The sequence below is a fragment of the Actinomyces sp. oral taxon 170 str. F0386 genome, assembly GCF_000195595.1.
GTDB lineage: Bacteria > Actinomycetota > Actinomycetes > Actinomycetales > Actinomycetaceae > Actinomyces.
In genome coordinates this window covers 136743-152792 of sequence record NZ_GL882538.1, presented here as the reverse complement: position 1 = coordinate 152792, position 16050 = coordinate 136743, and the positions used below count along the sequence as shown (strand labels likewise).

Annotated in this window: 12 protein-coding genes and 2 pseudogenes; 4 read left to right on the top strand and 10 right to left on the bottom strand. The window is 69.3% G+C overall.

Annotation, left to right across the window (positions count from 1 at the left end):
• Window positions 1–106 precede the first annotated feature (106 nt).
• Complete coding sequence (locus tag HMPREF9056_RS06025) at window positions 107–820, bottom strand: response regulator transcription factor (RefSeq protein WP_009403782.1); 714 nt, start codon at window positions 818–820, stop codon at window positions 107–109.
• 126 nt (window positions 821–946) lie between these two features.
• Entirely contained in the window at window positions 947–2311 is a 1365-nt protein-coding gene (locus tag HMPREF9056_RS06020; RefSeq protein WP_009403781.1) for an ATP-binding protein, read from the bottom strand.
• A 125-nt stretch (window positions 2312–2436) separates the two neighbouring features.
• On the opposite strand from HMPREF9056_RS06020, the gene HMPREF9056_RS06015 reads away from it, so the two are divergent.
• The 3 genes from HMPREF9056_RS06015 (at window position 2437) to HMPREF9056_RS06005 (ending at window position 5568) form a co-directional block, all read left to right on the top strand.
• Window positions 2437–4500 carry a PspC domain-containing protein gene (locus tag HMPREF9056_RS06015; protein WP_009403780.1) on the top strand — a complete coding sequence of 688 codons (2064 nt, stop codon included), beginning with the start codon at window positions 2437–2439 and terminating at the stop codon, window positions 4498–4500.
• An 88-nt stretch (window positions 4501–4588) separates the two neighbouring features.
• Window positions 4589–5032 (top strand): hypothetical protein, encoded by a 444-nt coding sequence (locus tag HMPREF9056_RS06010; protein WP_034514022.1) that lies wholly within the window; start codon window positions 4589–4591, stop codon window positions 5030–5032.
• A 164-nt stretch (window positions 5033–5196) separates the two neighbouring features.
• On the top strand, window positions 5197–5568 hold the full coding sequence (locus HMPREF9056_RS06005) for an SdpI family protein (RefSeq protein WP_009403777.1): 372 nt from the start codon (window positions 5197–5199) through the stop codon (window positions 5566–5568).
• Between the two features lie 62 nt (window positions 5569–5630).
• Here HMPREF9056_RS06005 and HMPREF9056_RS06000 read toward each other — a convergent pair whose 3' ends face one another.
• The 7 genes and pseudogenes from HMPREF9056_RS06000 to HMPREF9056_RS05975 form a co-directional block, all read right to left on the bottom strand.
• Window positions 5631–6224 carry a DJ-1 family glyoxalase III gene (locus HMPREF9056_RS06000; protein WP_009403776.1) on the bottom strand — a complete coding sequence of 198 codons (594 nt, stop codon included), beginning with the start codon at window positions 6222–6224 and terminating at the stop codon, window positions 5631–5633.
• A gap of 111 nt (window positions 6225–6335) precedes the next feature.
• A complete protein-coding gene (locus tag HMPREF9056_RS05995) occupies window positions 6336–7868 on the bottom strand; it encodes an alpha-amylase (protein WP_009403775.1) in 1533 nt (510 codons plus the stop codon).
• Between the two features lie 210 nt (window positions 7869–8078).
• Window positions 8079–8888 (bottom strand): class I SAM-dependent methyltransferase, encoded by an 810-nt coding sequence (locus tag HMPREF9056_RS05990; RefSeq protein WP_034514020.1) that lies wholly within the window; start codon window positions 8886–8888, stop codon window positions 8079–8081.
• A gap of 89 nt (window positions 8889–8977) precedes the next feature.
• Window positions 8978–9742, bottom strand: a pseudogene (locus HMPREF9056_RS05985) (alpha/beta hydrolase family protein); the annotation flags it as partial.
• A 107-nt stretch (window positions 9743–9849) separates the two neighbouring features.
• Window positions 9850–10047 carry a carboxymuconolactone decarboxylase family protein gene (locus HMPREF9056_RS14655; protein ID WP_253269961.1) on the bottom strand — a complete coding sequence of 66 codons (198 nt, stop codon included), beginning with the start codon at window positions 10045–10047 and terminating at the stop codon, window positions 9850–9852.
• Window positions 10048–10369: 322 nt separating this feature from the next.
• Window positions 10370–10636 (bottom strand): annotated as a pseudogene (locus HMPREF9056_RS14650) (carboxymuconolactone decarboxylase family protein); the annotation flags it as partial.
• Between the two features lie 119 nt (window positions 10637–10755).
• Window positions 10756–13326: a glycoside hydrolase family 3 protein gene (locus HMPREF9056_RS05975; protein ID WP_009403772.1), complete on the bottom strand. Its 2571-nt coding sequence runs from the start codon at window positions 13324–13326 to the stop codon at window positions 10756–10758.
• A gap of 180 nt (window positions 13327–13506) precedes the next feature.
• Here HMPREF9056_RS05975 and HMPREF9056_RS05970 point away from each other — a divergent pair, with 180 nt between their 5' ends.
• Window positions 13507–14511 carry an alpha/beta hydrolase gene (locus HMPREF9056_RS05970; RefSeq protein WP_009403771.1) on the top strand — a complete coding sequence of 335 codons (1005 nt, stop codon included), beginning with the start codon at window positions 13507–13509 and terminating at the stop codon, window positions 14509–14511.
• Between the two features lie 75 nt (window positions 14512–14586).
• Here HMPREF9056_RS05970 and HMPREF9056_RS05965 read toward each other — a convergent pair whose 3' ends face one another.
• The gene (locus HMPREF9056_RS05965) at window positions 14587–15903 is read right to left on the bottom strand and encodes an ATP-binding protein (RefSeq protein WP_087942205.1); all 1317 of its coding nucleotides are present in this window, start codon (window positions 15901–15903) and stop codon (window positions 14587–14589) included.
• Window positions 15904–16050 lie beyond the last annotated feature (147 nt).

The following is a 16050-nucleotide window of genomic DNA, read 5'->3' as shown; positions in this document are numbered from 1 at the left end:
ACGGATCGGGCCAGTGTCGGGACAGTGCGGCGGTGTGGGCCCAGACGCGATGTCAGACAGTGACCCGCACCTGCCCATACGTGCCCACGCCCGTATCGTCGTCGGGCTACACGATGCGGCGGGCCACGGCCCAGCGGGTGAGCTCGTTGCGGTTGGACAGCTGGAGCTTGCGCAGGACCGCGGAGACGTGGGTCTCGACGGTCTTGACGGAGATGAACAGCTCGGAGGCGCACTCCTTGTAGGTGTAGCCACGGGCGATGAGGCGCATGACCTCCCGCTCCCGCGCCGAGAGACGGTCGAGCTCGGTGTCGGCCACGGCCACCTCGCCCGTCCCGGCCCCGAAGGCGTCCAGGACGAACCCGGCCAGGCGCGGGGAGAAGGCGGCGTCGCCGGCGGCCACGCGCCGCACGGCCTGGGCCAGGTCCTCGGTGGAGATCGCCTTGGTGACGTAGCCGCGGGCGCCGGCCCGGATGACGCCGACGACGTCGTCGCTGGCGTCGGAGACGCTCAGGGCCAGGAAGCGCGTCTCGGGAACGTCGTGGCAGGAGACGACGACCTCTGCTCCTCCCCCGCCGCTGCCGCCAGGCAGGTGAACGTCGAGCAGGACGACGTCGGGGCGCAGGGCGTGGACGGCGGCGATAGCGCCCTCGACGTCGTCGGCCTCGGCGATGACGTCCAGATCGGGGGCGTGGGAGGTCAGCTCGGAGCGCACCCCGGAGCGGACCAGGGCGTGGTCGTCGACGACCAGGACCCGCAGGGGCGAGCCGGCCGCTGCGGGCGGGTGGTTGTCTGATGGGGTGCCGGCGGGTGTGTCAGCCATGGGTCTTCCTGGTGGTGACGTCGATGATGTGGAGGTGCCCGGAAGGACCGGAAGGACGCGGAGAAGGACGAGGTGGAGCCCTACAGGACAGAATGTGACGGGACCTACGATAGGCGGGCGGTGGGATCACGCGGGGAGGGACAGGGCCACCTCCGTGCCGGTGGCCATGCGGCGCACCCGGCCGCTGCCGCCGTGACGCTCCATGCGGGCGATGATGGACTCACGCACGCCGTGGCGGTCCTCGGCGATGGACTCCGGATCGAATCCGGGACCGTGGTCGCGCACGAACACCTCGAGGCGCTGGTCGCCGGCCTCGACGTAGAGGGAGACCGGCGGGGCCCCGTGGCGCACGGCATTGGACAGGGCCTCTCGAGTGGCGGCGACGATGACCTCAGTGTCACGGTCGGGGGCGCGGTCGCCGACGCAGACGACGTCGACGGCCACGCCGTGGCGGTCCTCGATCTCGCCGGCCAGGTCGGTGAAGGCGTCGGCCACGGAGGTGCCCGGTGCGGGGCGGTCGGTGTAGAGCCAGGCGCGCAGCTCGCGCTCCTGGGAGCGGGCCAGGCGGGCCACCGTCTCAGGCTCGTCGGCGCGCTTGCGGATGAGGGTGAGGGTCTGCAGGACGGAGTCGTGCAGGTGGGCGGCGATGTCGGCGCGCTCGGACTCGCGGATCTCGGCGGCGCGGGTGTCGGCCAGGGCCCGATTGGTCCGCAGCCACAGAGGCGCCAGGACCACGCCGATGCCCGCCACGAGCGCGCCTCCGGTGACGAGCCCGGAGATGAGCTTGTAGGGCGAGCTGTCGGCGGCCACCCATACGAGGATGCCGATGACGGCCAGGCACACCCCGCCCACAACCCGCACAATGGCACCCAGGTTGCGGTCCGGGCCGACGAGGTTGTCCATCTGGGACCAGGACAGGGCCGCCCCGGCGATGATGACGACGACGATCCCCACCGCGCCGACCTGGTCCAGCAGCCCGAAGCGCCATGCGGCCAGGAAGAGGGCCGCCAGGATGAGGGAGCCGCCGTCTATAACCGTCTGGGACAGGCCGGAGACGGCGCCGCCATCGGCCCCCTGGCCTCCAGGTCCTCCGGGGCCCGCCCCGTCCTTGGGGCGGGTGGCCAGGCGGGCCCGGGAGACCGGCGAGGCCGACTCGACCCCCACCGGGCCGCTCTCCCCGGGAAGGGTCGCCCACAGCAGGGCGTAGAGGAAGGCGCCCGCACCACCCCCGAGTGCGAAGACGACCATCGCCGCGCGGACGTAGCGCACGGGGATGCCCAGGTGGAGGCTCAACCCCGCGCAGACCCCGGCGATGCGAGCGGGCCTGCGCAGCCGGGCGGCCTCCTCGGGCAGGTCGGCCGGGGCCGGCCCGAGGCGGTGAGGAAGGCGACGCAGAGGAGGCCGCTGCGGGGGTGGCGGGGGACTCCACTGGCGGCCCGCCCCATCGGGGACGGGCCCGGGCTGCGCGACCCACTGCTGAGACGTCGTCATGGCACCATCGTGGCACGTCAGGGTTCCCGATCTGGCCGTCCTCCGGGGGATTCGGGGGACAATCGGGGATCATTCAGGGGGTCCCCTGATCGTGGCGCGGGGCGCGGACACGAAGAATTGAGTGCATGAACGACATGCCCACTCCCCCATCAGACGGCGACTCCACCGCCGGCGCTCCATTCCCCGGCCCCTCCGAGAGCTCCTCCGATGCCGCGGGCAGCGCTGCTCCTCAGCCCGGCCCCGCTCCCTCCTACCAGCAGTACGGGCAGCCTCAGTCCGCTCCCGAGAGTGGTTCGACCCGCCGCTTCTTCGACTCCCTGCGCGGCTCGGGCCTCTTACGCACGAATGAGCGCTGGATCGCCGGGGTGGCCGGCGGGGTGGCTTACCGCTTCGGCCTGGATCCAGTGCTGGTGCGCTGCGTGTGGGTGGTGCTATCGATCTTCTCCGGTGTCGGGCTGGTCCTGTACGGCGTGGCCTGGGCGCTCCTGCCCGAGGAGTCCGATGGGCGCATCCACCTGGAGGAGGCCCTCTCCGGCCGTTTCAACGCGGGCCTGGCGGGCGCTATCGGCATGACGATCGTGGGCATGTCCACGATCGGCGACGGTTTCATCCCCGACTGGTACATCGGCCTGTGGGGGTTCCCGGGAGTCGCCGCCCCCGTGTGGTCGCTCTTCTGGCTGGGGCTGACCGTCCTGGCTGTCATCTTCGCCGTCCGCTTCGCCCAGAACCGTCGCGGCCACCACGGCACCTCGCAGAACCCGCAGGGGCCCCAGCCCTGGCAGACCGCTCAGCACAGCGCCGCGCAGGCACCGAGCGACCGCCCTGGTGACCAGGCCGGTCAGGCCACGTCCGAGGCCCCCCTCTCAGCGACTGGCTCGCCGTCAGCCTCAGACTCCTCGGCCTCCTCCGCATCCGGCTCCGGCGCTCCGGCCTTCACCCGACCGGCGAGTGGTCCGACCTGGCAGAACCGCTCCTACCGGCAGCATCCGCCCTCCCCGTCCGCTCCCGCACCGGTGCGCCCCCTACGCCGTCCCGGCCCCGGCTCCTCGGTGTCCCTGGCGGTCCTGGGTCTGGGGCTCCTCGCCGGAGCGGGCATCTGGTACGCCACAACGACCCACGTCGTGGGTCTGCTCCAGGGCCAGTTCATCCTCATCGGCACGCTGGTCGCGCTCCTGGGCGCTGGCATCCTCGTCAGTGGCCTGCGCCGTCGTCGCGGGGGCTGGATGACGGCACTGGGCTGGCCGGCTCTGTTCACCATGGCGATCCCTGCTCTTGTAGCCGCGTCGGTCACCCCCACGAGCCTGGCCCGTATGCCCTTCGCGGTCATCACGGACTCGACCGCCTTCTCCTCGAGCACGGTGACCTGGAAGGAGCTGACCTCATCAGCCAACGGTGGCAGCGTCACCAGCAGCAAGGACGTCGGCGACCTCACGCTGGACCTTCGCGGCATGCCCGCTGAGGAGGCCGGCAGGCTCTCCACGATCAACGCCCACCTCGACGTCGGAAACCTGCGCATCAAGACCGACGACAACCAGCGGGTGACGGTCAAGGCCGACGTCGATATGGGCTCGGTCGAGTCACGGGTCTCGCGGGCCTGGAGCGCTGACGGCAGGCGGATGGAGCCCGATGATGAGGGACCGACCAGCTATGACGTCAACGGCAAGACCGTCTCCGCCTACAGGAGCTCCAGCGGCGGCCTCAACGTCACGTCTACACTGACCTCCCCCAGTGGCGAGGACGGGCGTCCGGCGATCACGATCAACGCCTCGGTGGACACTGGGAGGATCAAAGTCACTGATCAAAGCAACAGCGTCTCCTGGTACGGCAATGCCGATGAGTCCGTATGGATCGTCAGCTACTGGTCCGATGAGCACGAGGACGTTCACCACGGCTCCCTGCCGATCCCAGGCATGACCCATCAGGCCATCACAGTCAACGACGCCAAGGCCTGCATCCGCTCCGCCCGCGAGAGCGTGGACGCCGATGATCGCAGTAAGGAGGCCAACTGGCGGGATCTGTCCGATCTCACCTCGAAGGAGCGCACCGCCTACGACGCCTGCGTGCAGGAGGCCCTGACCGCGCAGAGCGCCGCCCAGCCGAGCGCGAGCGCCTCAGGGACGGCCACCCCGGCTCCATCGCAGGCGCCCACCGAGCAGCCCGCCGCTGACACCCCGGCGGACGCCGACTGATCGGCGCAGTCACCCCGAGTCCCGCACTCGATCACAACAACCCAGTCCTCTTTCGGGCACGACCCGGACCTCATGCAAGGAGACTCCCGTGAGCAGCACCTCGTCCACGACGTCACCCGACGACGCCAGCAAGAACATCACTGAGAACATCGACACCGCGGAGACCACGAGGCCTTTATCGGCCTCGGGCGACACCCGGCCACTCACCATGCGACCCCCCACGTCCGACGGCGTCGCAACCGACGCCGTCACGTCCGCGGACTCGGCACCCGCGTCGTCGGAGCCCGGCACGGTGTGGAGCGCCGGAACGGTGGCCGGTCAGAATCAGCAACCGCAGGCGCCCCGGGATATCAGGGGATCCACGCTCCTGTGGGGGGCGTTCCTGCTCCTCGTGGGCGGGCTGCTCATCGCGGCTGGCCTGGGGCTGCGCTTCGACTTCACGACGACGGCCATCGCCTGCCTGGCGGGCCTGGGGATCCTGCTGGTCGTCGCCGCCCTCATCCCCAAGAGGCGCCGCAGCATCAAGCCCTGATGCCACCCGCCGGCGCCGCGCGCGGACGCACCTTGAGTCTCGTTGACTGCCTCTCAGGCGTGGGGCCACGAGGTTCAAGGTGCGTCCGCGCGGGCGTACCATGCACGGAGAACTCACCGCAACCGAGAAACCTCCACCACCCCGACGGACAACGAGGGACATCGATGGTTGAGACAGTATTCTCCGTACTCATGAGCCTGCTCCTGTGCTTGGCCGGGATCGTGCTCGTGGTGCTGGGGCGCCGGATGGCGCAGCACAGGCTCCCGCCGAACTCGTGGGCGGGAGTGCGTGACGAGATCGCGCTGCGCTCCGAGAAGAACTGGTACACGATGCAGGCCCGGTGCGCGGCGGCGACTATGGGACTGGGCGTGGTCTTCATCGACTCGGCTCTCCTGTTCGTCATCCAGGCGGTCCTGCATGAGAGGGTCTCGATCCTGGTCCCCATGGCCATCATGCTGATTCAGACGGCTGCCGGCGGCGCGTTCCTTCACGTTCAGGCCCGCAGGTGCGCCGCGACGCTGACGAGGAGTGCATAAACCGGCTCCATCGGACGCAGGCGAGAAAGCCGGTGGCGGCATCAGCATCGGGGCTGGAGCGCTCAGCCCTGGTAGACGATCTTGGCCTTGACGTCGTCGACGGCCTCCTCGCCCAGGTAGTGGCGCACGATCTCCAGGCCGAAGTCGATGGCGGTGCCCATGCCGCGGGAGGTGATGACGGGGCCGTCGGTGACGACGGCGGCCTGGCTGACCTGCGCACCGTGCTCAGCGAGCACGCCCACGAAGCCGGGGTTCGACGTCGCCTGGCGGCCCTCGAGCAGCCCCAGCTCGGCCAGGATCGAGGGGGCGGCGCAGATGGCGGCCACCGGCCGGCCGGCGCGCACGCGCTCGGTGACCGCGGCCATGAGCGGCTCAACGGCCTTGAGGTTGGGGGTGCCGGGGATCCCGCCGGGCAGAACGAGCATGTCGTAGTCGGCCAGGTTCGCCTCGGCCAGGGTGAGGTCGCAGGTGACGACGATGTTGTGGGAGGAGGTGACGGCTCGCTCAGGAGTCACCGAGATCATCGTCGTCGGGATGCCGGCCCGGAAGAGGACGTCCACGGTGGCCAGCGCCTCGACCTCCTCCAGCCCGGGCGCGATGAAGACGGCAACGGTCTTGTCGGTCCTCTGGTCGGTGGGCGCGTGGAAAGCGGGCATGTCTCCTCCAGGAAGGTCGGCTCAGATGCGTGTGGCTGCCACCATCACCCTACGCGTTCGCAGCATCGACCGGGAAGGCGACGGCCTCTCCCACGCCCCTCTCGACGAGTCTCAGCGCTGGCGCAGGAGGTGCTGCTCGGCGCTGTCCAGGATCGGCCGGGCGGCCTCGGGCGCGTAGACGCTCAGGCCGCCGTCGGACACGGGCAGCTCGACCGTGCCGTCGCCGCCGATGGTGACCGGCTCGTGCCCGCCCAGGACGCAGATCCACTGCTCGCCCGCGTGCCGAGCCCCGACGTGGAGCCGTTTGGTGCCGGCCCTGCGGTCGGAGAGCACGACGGCGAGCCCGGAGCCGGGGTGGGCGTCGTCGCCCTCGCGCGCGAAGCCGACGACGTCGGGCTCGTCGAGGGCGTCGTGCTGGGGGCCGTGGGCCAGGGCGCGCCGCATGGTCATGAGCAGCGGCAGCTCGGTAACGGCCGGCAGGTCACCGGTCTCGGGGGTGCCGAACAGGTCGCCCCAGAAGACGCAGGGGGTTCCGGCCTCGCGCAAGAGGATGAGGGCGTAGGCCGAGGGCTTGAACCAGGACTCGATGGTGGAGGCCAGCGACTGGCCCGGCTGGGTGTCGTGGTTCTCCACGAAGGTGACGGCACGGGCCGGATCGGCGGCCACGAGGGTGCTCTCGAAGAGGCGGGACAGGTCGACGTCGCCGTTGGAGGTGGAGGCGGCGTGCAGGTGGAAGTGGAGGGGGACGTCGAACAGGCTCGTGGAGGGCACGGCCTCCAGGTAGCCCTCCAGCTCGGCGACGTCGCGGGACCAGTACTCGCCGACGGCCGGCAGGGCGCGCCCGGTGGCACGCCGCAGCTCGGGAAGCCAGCGGGCGAAGAAGTCGGCGCCGACGTGCTTGAGGGCATCCAGGCGCAGGCCGTCGACGCCGGTGGTCTCCACGTACCAGCGTCCCCAGCGGCCCAGCTCGGCACTGACGGCGGGGTCGGTGACGTGGACGTCGGATCCCATGAGGTAGTCGTAGTTGCCGAGCTCGTCGTTGACGTTCTCGTTCCACTGCTTGCCCTCGAAGAGCCACACGCCCTGCTGGTGGCGGGCCTCGTCCCAGTCGGTGCCGTGGAAGCATGTCCAGTCCCAGGTGAAGTCCGAGTAGGCGCCGTTGCGCCCCGGAAAGGTGTAGCGGGTCCAGGCGGTGATCTCCTCGGCATCGCCGATGGGGCGCAGGCGGTCGTGGGGGTCGACCGGGGTGGCGCGCACGACCTCGGTGTCGTCGCCACCCATGCGGTGGTTGAGGACGATGTCGGCCACGACGCTGATGCCGGCGGCGTGCAGGGCCTCGATGGCGGCGAGGTAGTCCTCCTTGGTGCCGTACTTGGTGGGGACGGTGCCCTTCTGGTCGAACTCGCCCAGGTCGTAGGTGTCGTAGACGCCGTAACCGACGTCCTCCACGCCAGCCTGTCCCTTGTAGGCGGGTGGCAGCCAGGCCGAGCTCACGCCGCAGTCGGCCAGGAGCGAGGCGTTGTCCGCCAGGACGCGCCAGTGGGTCGAGTCGGCGGGTAGGTCCCAGGCGAAGGCCTGGAGCAGGAGGGGATTGACGACGTCGTCCGGGTTGGCGGGGCTGGGCTGGGCGCGGTTCTCGGTCACGGCTCTGATGCTGCCAGTCCTCCCCCAACGGCGAAAGCCGTACGCGCGATCGAGAAGGCCGTGCGTACGCGCGGCTCCGGGCGGAGGCGCGCGACGCGGTCGGGGGCAGGATTCAGGTGCACCCCTACGCGCAGGATGTCCCCGGCTGGAAGATGGTGCACCCGTATGCGAGAAATGTGCCCATCGAGATGAGCCCGCCCAGGCCAGCGCTCAGACCGGCGCGCGCAGCACCACGATGCGCTCGGCGAGCTTGTCCACCAGTGGCAGCCGCGTCAGGGGCGCGAGCAGGGGGTGATAGCGCGCGATGGTGCGGGTGAAGGGGACATCGTGGAGCAGTGTGAAGCCCGGGGCCACCGTCCGGCGGAACTCGGCGGCGCTGGAGCAGCCGTAGGTGTAGCGCGCACCCGCGTCCTCCACTGAGCGCTCCCGACCGTACCTCTGGAACAGGCGGGACATAACCTCGATGAGAACCGTTGCACCGGGCAGACGCGCCGCGATGATGTCCAGGAGCGTGCGCACCTCCTCCTGCTCGAGGTACATGCTCAACCCCTCAATGATGACGAGCGCGTCGCGGCTCACGTCCTCCAGATGGTCGGGCCAGGCGAAGTCGAGGGCGGAGGCGGGAATGGTGCGGTGACGCTCACCGTCCTCGAGCAGCCGGCGTCGCAGCTCGATGACGTCGGGCAGGTCGAGGTCGTACCAGGTGACGTGCCCGTCGTCGAGGCGCTGGAAGCGGGTGTCGAGCCCGCAGGCGATGTTGACCACCGTGCAGCCGGGGTGGGTGGCCAGGTACCCGGCCACGAGCGGGTCGAGCGTGAGGGTGCGCAGCACGACGCCGTCGGCCATGAGCCGGTCCTGACCCGCTATGGTGAAGTCGTAGTCGAGCCGGGAGACGAGCTCGACAGCGGCGGGGTCCGTGAAGCGCGGACGGTCGGAGAGCGTGTGCTCCGCCCTGGCGTGGACGGTCAGCAGCATCGTTTTACTGACGCCGGTCAGATGTGCTGTCTCATGTGTGCTCATGCGGTCAAGTGTGCGACGCCGGCCGCTCGGGCACCAGCGCCGTCAGAAAACGAGCTGCGCGGTCCAGGTCCTGCGGTCATCCGCGTGGCTCATTCCTCCTCGAGGACCCCGTTCCAGGCCAGGAAGCCGATGGTGCGGCGCATGGCCTCCTCCCAGTTGGCGTCGCCGAAGCCGTGGGCGGCGCCGGAGATGGTGACGAGCTCGGCGTCGGGCGTGGCGCTCACGGCGGCCCGGGAGACCTCGATGGGCACGGCGCGGTCCTGGTCCCCGTGGACGATGAGAACGGGGCGGCGGTAGGTGGCCAGCTCGGCCCCGACCTCCAAGTTCCAGCCGTCGACGGCATAGGCGCGCCCCAGGCGGGTGCCCGCCCAGTCGAACTCCTCGGGCACAGCGGCCGGCGTGCGGAAGGCGGCGCGCAGGTTCTCCCCCAGCCGCAGGGCCGGGTACCACAGGGCCAGGGCTGTGATCCGCTGCGAGTGGCGGGCGGCCGCGAGCGCCGCGACCGCCCCGCCCAGGCTCAGCCCGAACAGGGCGACCCGGGAGGCGTCGACCTCCGGCCAGGCACAGGCGGCGGTGAGGACGGCCTCGAGGTCGGCCAGCTCTGTGAGGGCCGACATCGCGGTGGTCTCGCCCTGGCTGGCGCTGCCTCCTCCCCCGCGGAAGTCGAAGCAGACGGCCACTGCCCCGGCGGCGGCGAAGCGCCTGGCCATGGGGGCGACGCGGGTGTGGGAGCCCTCCACGCCGTGACAGCAGATGACCAGGGGTGCGGGGGCCGAGGACGCAATGCGCGGGACGTAGGCCAGTCCCCCGATCCTCTGCCCCTGGGCGGTGAAGGTGACCTGCCGGGACAGGTAGGGCTGCGTCGTCGTCACGTGCTCTCCTTGCTGTGCGGGGCCGGAACGGGAGTCCGGCCCGGCGGCCATCGTAAACGGGCCTGCAGGGCGGGTGACGACGTGCAGCGTCAGCGGTAGGCCTCCGAGGAGGCGTTCTCGTCGTACCGGGCCACGAGGACCAGACCGGACAGGGCATAGGGACCGCCGATGTAGGGCATGACCTGGACCAGTGCGGCCGCAACCTTCTGACGGGAGGAGCCGGCCTTGAGCGCTCCGGCCACGTGCGGGCGCAGCTGGGTGGAGGCGCCGATGGCGGCGATGGCCACGAGGCTGATGAGCTCGCGCTGGGCGCTGGGCGACGTCGAGCCCGCCGCGGGTGGCGAAGTCGCCGAAGGCCGAGGAGGTCAGCAGGTGGGGCACGAACTCATCGAAGGGCTCGGGCAGGGCGGAGAAGACCTCCTTGACCTCATTGCCGTACAGCGGGGTCTGGATGGCGGCGCCGGCCTGCTCACGGGCGTTGGGGTCGGTGGCGTCAACGGTGCCGGCGTTCTCCAGGGGCAGGGAGATGCCGTGAGCCTCGAAGACCCCGTTGGCGATGTCGATGGCGTTGAGCGTCTTGGGGAAGCCGATGTAGGGGGCGCACTGGTAGATGGCCTCGCGCAGCTGGAGCGGGCTGGCGCCGATGTTGAGGGCGGCGCCCACATGGGCCCTGAGCTGTGGGAGGGTCTGCATGGCGGTCAGGACGGTGATGGTGAGCAGCTCGCGCTCAACGTCGGTGAGGACACCCGTGGAGAAGGCCTCGTCGAAGATCCCGTTCTGGAGGATGTCGAAGAGCTCAGGATCCGTGGGATGGGGTTGGGGCTCCACCCCGAACAGCCTGGTGAAGGTCTCGCGTGCCTGGGGTGTCAGCGCCATGGAGGGCTCCTTACGATGTGCGGGCGGCTCGACCTGAGCATGTCACGTCCACCGCCCGGGCGGCAGGTTATCTCACATCCCGCCGGCGGCTTTCCGCGCGAAGTGAGCACATGCGTCGGCTACGCCGATCCACCCCTGCTCCTGGTCCACGAGGCGTCCGGCCTCAATTTCTTCACATATCCGGCTCCAGGGCCGGCAAGCCTCCGGGCCATGCGAATGACGCGGGCGGCCTGCCTCTCGAGCTCGGCGCGCATCAGGTCCGCGCCGTCGTCGTCCGGCTCGGTCTGCCCATCGGGCAGCCGACCGTCGCGCCCCCGCCTGAGCGCGGCCAGGAGGTCCTCCCGATCCGACTCGCCTCCGGGCATGAAGAGCTCGTTGCCGGCCTTGACGGTGGCGGCCGCGGTGGCGCGCGGGTGCTTCGTGTCGCTACGGGTCATGCCGTCGACGACCCAGTCGGTCATGACCAAGCCGTCGAAGCCCCATTCCTGGCGCAGGATGACCTCGAGCAGCTCGGCCGACTCCGAGGTGTGGACGCCGTTGATGAGGTTGTAGGAGGTCATGATCGCGTCGGGCCGGGCCTGGCGCACGCAGATCTCAAAGGCCCGCAGGTAGAGGTCGCGCAGGGCACGCGGGCTGACCCGGCTGTTGGAGTTGAGGCGGTTGGTCTCCTGGTTGTTGCAGACCAGGTGCTTGATGGTCACGCCCCGCCCTGGGTGGGACTGGACGCCACGGGTGATGGCGGCGGCGATGCACCCGGCCAGCAGCGGGTCCTCGGAGAGGTACTCGAAGTTTCGTCCGCACAGGACGGAGCGGTGCAGGTTGAAGGCGGGGGCGAGCCAGAGGTGGATACCGAAGCGCTCCATCTCGGCCCCGACGACGTTGCCGAGCCGCTGCGCCAGGCCCGGGTTCCAGGATTGGGCGAGCGCGGTGCCGATGGGGATGGCGGTGGTGTACTGCTCGCGGATCTCGGCAGGCTCTCGAGGTTCGGGGGCATCGGCGATGCCGAGAGCCTCACGTCCGGCGTCGTCCATGAGCTCGAGGAAGGTGGCGGGCAGGCTGGAGTCGGCCAGGGAGAAGGGGCCCTCGGCGTCAACGCCGTAGGTGGGGGCCAGGCGCAGTCCGGCGGGACCGTCGGCCATGATGATGCTGGGCAGGCCGGGGATCCGGGTGGTGGTCTGTCCCGCCACGCCGATGACGGTGGTGGAGGCGGCCCCGATGATGGAGCCCGATTCCTCACCGCTGCGGTAGTCGCCCAGAACGGTGTAGATGAGCTCGTCGTCGGACAGGTCCCGGGCCAGGGCGAGCGCCTCGTCGAAGCCCTCCGGCGCGGACTGCTCAACGGGCTCGGCGTGATCCGACAGGCGCAGGTGGGCCGGATCGACGGCGAGTACCGGTAGGCCGGCCGGGATGTCGAGGAGGATCGGAGCCTCGGGCTTCCAGTCGGTGAAGCCAGGCTCGCCCAGGTCGCCGGTCAGGCGTCGCACGGTCGCATCCCGGGCGAGCTCGACGACGGCGACGGGGCTCAGGTGCCGGCTGGAAGCTCCCACCCGCAGCAGGTAGCGGCCGGCTTCCAGGACCGTGGCGTGGAGTGCCTCGTCGTAGGAGGCCAGATCGGTCAGGTCGATGTCGATGGTGACGTGCGCCGTGGCGCCGGGGGCGATCTCGTCGGTCTTGGTGAAGCCGGCGAGCGCCTGGAACGGCTGGTCGAGGCGACCGGCCGGGACACCTACGTAGACCTGGACAGTCTCCTTGCCCAGGTACTCGCCGGTGTTGGTGACGTCAACGCCGATGCTCACGCGAGCCCCATCAAGGCTCGCCTGGTGGATTTCGACGTCGAAGGTCGTGTAGCCCAGTCCGAATCCGAAGGGGAAGAGGGGTTCCTTGCCGACCGAGTCGTAGAAGCGGTAGCCGACGTAGACTCCCTCACGGTAGTGGGTGTCATCCGGGTCACCGAAGTCACCGATCTGGTCATCCTCGTCCCAGGCGGCCCAGGTGGTGGCGAGCTTGCCGGAGGGGTAGGCCCGCCCCAGGAGGACGTCGGCGAAGGCGTCACCGATGGTCGCGCCGAGCTGGGAGAGCAGGAGGATGTTGCTGACGTCGCCCAGCGGGCTGAGGTCGACGACGCCGCCCACGTTGAGGACGAGGAGGAACCTCTCGAAGCGCTCGCTCAGGGCGAGGATGTCACGGACCTCGGTGTCGGTGAGCCTGAGGTCCCCGGCCTCAGGAGTGCGGTCGCTGCCCTCCCCGGAGGTGCGGGCCAGGACGTAGACGGCCGTCTCGGGGTCGGCGTCGGTCTGGACGTCGAGTGGGATCGTGTGTTCTGGCTCAGGCATGACCGAGCCCATGCCGATCATGATGGCGGGGACGCCGCGCTCGGCCGCCTCGGCCCTGATATCGGCGATGAAGTCCTGGTGGGCCTGGTCGCGGACGCGGTCGTAGGCATCCAGCCAGGGCCTGGTGACGACGGTGAAGCCGGCCGCTTCCAGTCCTTCCTCGATGGTGGTGACGTGGCGGGAGTTGACGTCACCGCTGCCGGTGCCGCCCTTGATGGTGTCGCGGGCGCCGGATCCGAACAGGGCGATCTCGCCCGGTTCCGCCAGGGGGAAGGCACCGTCGGAGCGCAGCAGCACCATGCACTCGGGGGCCAGGGCGCGGACGGCGTTGAGGTGCTCGGTCTCGTAGGTTTCCATGTGGTTTTCTCTCCTCGTCGGTACCGGAGTCCACGGTGGCGCCATACATTTCTCCGCACTGAGTGAACGAGCTGGATTCACCCCATCATCGCAGCGCTCTGATCCTACGATAGACGGGGCAGGTACCGGATCCGGAGATGTCTTCGGACAGCATTCGGCGCCCTGCGGAGCGGAGGAATCATGAGGATGTTCAGGGCAGTCAGCGGAAGCAGGATCGCCGTCGGCGTGGCCAGTGTCGGCCTGACGGTGGGTGCCTTCAGCCTCTACTCCCGCAAACGCTACAGGCGCTCGGCCGCAGCGAGCCTGGCGGAGTACAGCACCCGGCCGATCAAGGCGCTGGCAGCCTGCATTCCGATCACCGAACGGATTGCTCGACTGGCCAGTCGTCCCGAGCCTCGCCGCGCCGTCACATTCCCGACCTGGGGTCGCTTCTTCTACGACCTGGAGCGGCGCGAGGACTCCGGCATGCCCGTCTACTACGTCCGCCCACAGACGCCGTCGAAGACCGTCATCGTCTATCTCCACGGCGGCGGCTACATCTCGACGGCTGCCTCCGCGCACGCCTGGCTGATCGACCACCTTGCCCGCAGGACGGGGGCCGACATCGTCATGCCGCTCTACCCACTGACACCCCACCACACCTGGGAGGAGGCGCACCGGCTGGTATTGGCTCTCTATCGGCGCACGGTCGAGGAGAACCCGGGCAAACGGATCATCCTCATGGGGGACAGTGCGGGCGGGGGCCTGGCAGCGGTCATCGCCCTGTCCCTGGCCGAGGCCGGCGACGCTCAGCCCGACGAGCTCGCTCTCATCTCGCCATGGGTCGACATCACCAATACCAACCCGGATATCGCCGACTACATCGACGCCGACCCGCTCATGACTCCTGAACCCCTCGCCGAGATCGGCCGTTCCTGGGCCGGCGGCACGCCGCCAACCGACTGGCACCTCTCCCCCATCTACGGCGATCTCTCGGGTCTGAAGAAGGTGACGACCTTCGTGGGGAGCCGGGAGATCTTCCTTCCGGACAACACGCTCTTCCACGCCAAGCTCCTGGAGGCCGGGGTCGACTCGACGCTGCACGTCGGCGAGGGGCTCAACCACGTCTACCCGATGTTCCCTACCCCGGAGGGGCGCCGGGCGCGCCGAGATCTGGTCCGCATCGTCACCGGGGAGCTCGCCTAGCCCAACCACGCCCCCCTATTACCGCCACTGGCGGTCAAGTGGGGCGGCAATCGTCATCACATGACAGTGCGACGATCAGGGACTCAAAGCCTTCAGAGGGAAGGTCACAGCGCCATCGGGAAGCATCATCGTGGGACCGTCCGCAGTAACAACAGCCCTGAACTGTGGGAGAGGCGTCCGCGCCGTGTCGATATCTCCCACGAACGCCGCCAGCGAGGACTGAGCCGCAGGAATCTGTCTCTGTCCTAGCTTGACCTCGAAGGCAGCCCACCGTCCGTCATCGAGCTCGACAATAACGTCCGCCTCTCTGCCCGACTTGTCCCGGAAATGATAGATGCGACCACCCAGCACCTCAGCGAAGACCCTCAGGTGCTGCACGACCAGCGACTCGAACCAGAACCCGGCAGTCCCCAGGTCCTGCATCAAACGCCCCGGCGAAGTCGCGGTCACTGCCGCAGCCAGCGCGGGATCAACGAAGTGCAGTTTCGACGACGTCCGCACCGCATAGCGAGACCTCAAATGAGGAGCCCAGGCCGGCTGCTCCTCGACGACGAACAGGCGCTTGAGGGCGTTCACGTAAGCGATCGCCGTCTCTCCGGACAACGATTGTCCGGAGACATGCTTCGCGATGGCGGCGAAAGAGGCCTCCGTCGATATATGCCGGGCGAGAGACCGTATGAGGGCACGCATCCTCAAGGGGTCCCGGCGCGGCTCACCATCGAGACGGCCGATGTCAATATTGATGATGTCATCGACATAGTCCTGCAGATGACGTTGTGCCTGAGAAGTCGTCAGATCACGATCCCCGGGCCACCCTCCGTGGACCAGCTCGTCAAGGACCTCGGCCATGCTCGTTCCCGAGCCCAGCACAGGTTCGGGAGCCTGACCATCGAACAGCCCGGCAAGTGAGACGCCTCCATCGCCGAGACCGCGCTCGAACAGGGTCATCGGACGCATGCGGATTCGCGATACCCGATGTGCACCTGAGTGGCGGGCAGCGTCCTCAACCGGGACGGAGGATCCGGTCAGGAGGAACTGTCCCGGACGCTGACGCGAGTCGATCTCTCGACGCACCAGATTCCACAGGGAGGGCTCGATCTGCCACTCATCGATAAGACGTGGAACCTCCCCGGCCAGAATCAGGGACGGGTCGACCTCCAGGGCCGCGCGCAGCTGCGGCAGCCCTGAGTCGAGGGCCACCTCGGAGGAGGCATGCCGGCGGCCGGTTATGGTCTTGCCACAGGCCCGCACTCCTTCGAGGAGGACGCCTCCCGAGTAGCCGAGCGAGTCCTGGACGACTTGGTCGACAACCCGCGGCAGATAGCCGTTCTGACCCACTGGTTCTTCAGCCTCTCTTGCAGGATCCGGCCTCGATCCGGATGTTGGCGCCATTCTAACCCCTCATGTGGCGTCTATCCAGTACGGTATGTGGCGCAATTTCGATCCGGCATGTGGCGTTTATCGACCATATGGAGAGTTCCTGAATCCCGGCGGGACGCCTGTCGCCGACGGCGCACGTCGCTCCCGTCAGGCCACGCT

Excerpts from the sequence above, each read along its gene's own strand:
- HMPREF9056_RS06025 (WP_009403782.1), bottom strand. The coding sequence starts at position 820 with ATGGCTGACACACCCGCCGGCACCCCATCAGACAACCACCCGCCCGCA.
- HMPREF9056_RS06020 (WP_009403781.1), bottom strand. The coding sequence starts at position 2,311 with ATGACGACGTCTCAGCAGTGGGTCGCGCAGCCCGGGCCCGTCCCCGAT.
- HMPREF9056_RS06015 (WP_009403780.1), top strand. The coding sequence starts at position 2,437 with ATGAACGACATGCCCACTCCCCCATCAGACGGCGACTCCACCGCCGGC.
- HMPREF9056_RS06005 (WP_009403777.1), top strand. The coding sequence starts at position 5,197 with ATGGTTGAGACAGTATTCTCCGTACTCATGAGCCTGCTCCTGTGCTTG.
- HMPREF9056_RS06000 (WP_009403776.1), bottom strand. The coding sequence starts at position 6,224 with ATGCCCGCTTTCCACGCGCCCACCGACCAGAGGACCGACAAGACCGTT.
- HMPREF9056_RS05990 (WP_034514020.1), bottom strand. The coding sequence starts at position 8,888 with ATGAGCACACATGAGACAGCACATCTGACCGGCGTCAGTAAAACGATG.
- HMPREF9056_RS05975 (WP_009403772.1), bottom strand. The coding sequence starts at position 13,326 with ATGGAAACCTACGAGACCGAGCACCTCAACGCCGTCCGCGCCCTGGCC.
- HMPREF9056_RS05970 (WP_009403771.1), top strand. The coding sequence starts at position 13,507 with ATGAGGATGTTCAGGGCAGTCAGCGGAAGCAGGATCGCCGTCGGCGTG.
- HMPREF9056_RS05965 (WP_087942205.1), bottom strand. The coding sequence starts at position 15,903 with ATGGCGCCAACATCCGGATCGAGGCCGGATCCTGCAAGAGAGGCTGAA.